The organism is Streptomyces sp. NPDC090021 (assembly GCF_044748225.1).
Taxonomy (GTDB): Bacteria; Actinomycetota; Actinomycetes; order Streptomycetales; family Streptomycetaceae; genus Streptomyces.
On record NZ_JBIVFO010000012.1, the window covers coordinates 3,579 to 4,887 of the forward strand.

General features: G+C 68.8%; 2 protein-coding genes. Both read left to right on the forward strand.

Annotated features, from left to right (window positions below; all coding sequences use genetic code 11):
• Positions 1 to 258, forward strand: a 258-nt coding sequence (locus ACIPXC_RS11610; protein WP_381626273.1) for a hypothetical protein, incomplete at its 5' end; no start/stop codon positions are given.
• 345 nt (positions 259 to 603) lie between these two features.
• A partial coding sequence (locus ACIPXC_RS11615) for a hypothetical protein (RefSeq protein WP_401615901.1) occupies positions 604 to 1,309 on the forward strand: 706 nt, incomplete at its 3' end.

The window sequence follows — 1,309 nt, forward strand, 5'->3', positions numbered from 1 at the left end:
GGTGGCGGCAACGGCAACACCCAGGGCGGTACGCAGGGTGGCGGTAACGGGAACACCCAGGGCGGTACGCAGGGTGGCGGCAATGGGAACACCCAGGGCGGTACGCAGGGTGGCGGTAACGGGAACACCCAGGGCGGTACGCAGGGTGGCGGTAACGGCAACACCCAGGGCGGTACGCAGGGTGGCGGTAACGGCAACACCCAGGGCGGTACGCAGGGTGGCGGCAATGGGAACACCCAGGGCGGCACCCAGGGCTGACCAGTCCGGCCGAAAAGCGCAGCACCTCGCAGAGGCCCCCTCTGCGAGGTGCTGCCGTCCCCTTCAGCCGTTGCCGCCCCGACCCACGTCGGGGCGGCAACGGCTCGACCCGCGCCAGGGCACCTGCCCAACCCGCACCGCCCACCCCGGACACGACAGGCGCCCATCCGAATGTGAATTTGTCAAGCCCCGAATCTCCGTCTCTTTCTCCCCGCGCTCGAAAAGGGCAATCTGGATACAGATAAACCGCTCGGCCAGACAAACGGAACTGAGACACCAGGCAAGTCGAATCCCCGGCTCGCAGAGAATCTCGAATCCGGGTCGACCATTCAAGGGAGATTTTAAATGTCGAGGAAGAAGCACGTCGCCAACATCGCCGGTCTTTCCTGCGTCACCGCGATACTCGCCGGAACGGCGGGGGTGGCATTCGCCCAGCCCTCCCAGGCCTCCGCACTTCCGACCGCAGCCCCTGCGGCGGTATGCAGCCTGAAGGGCGGGGAGATCCGCGGCAACGGCTTCGCCCTCAAGCAGACCTACGACGTCAAGCGCAACGGGAAGACCATCGCTCGCGTCGCTGCCGGACCGAAGGGCGACATCCGGGCCGAAATCACCGGCGGCGGTCCGGTCTCCGTAGGCACCGTCCGGTGCGCGCCGGGCGCATCCACCGCGGCATCGACGAAGGCAGACGCCGCTGTGGCAACGGCACGAGGTGCGGCAGCGGCCCAGCAGGCAGCCCGTGGCGGAGCTTCCCAGGCGCAGGCGGCCGCCATCGGGCGGAAGGCCGCGGCCTCCGAAGCGAAGCGGCTCGGACTGGCGCCCGCCGTGATCAACCAGGTGACGAACAACGTGACGAACATCGTCAACAACACGATCATCGGCGGCTCGAACAACACCATCGGCGGCACCCAGGTCGGCAACGGCAACACCCAGGGCGGCACCCAGGGCGCCGGTAACGGCAACACCCAGGGCGGCACCCAGGGTGGCGGGACCGGCAACACCCAGGGCGGCACCCAGGGTGGCGGGACGGGCAACACCCAGGGCGGCACCCAGG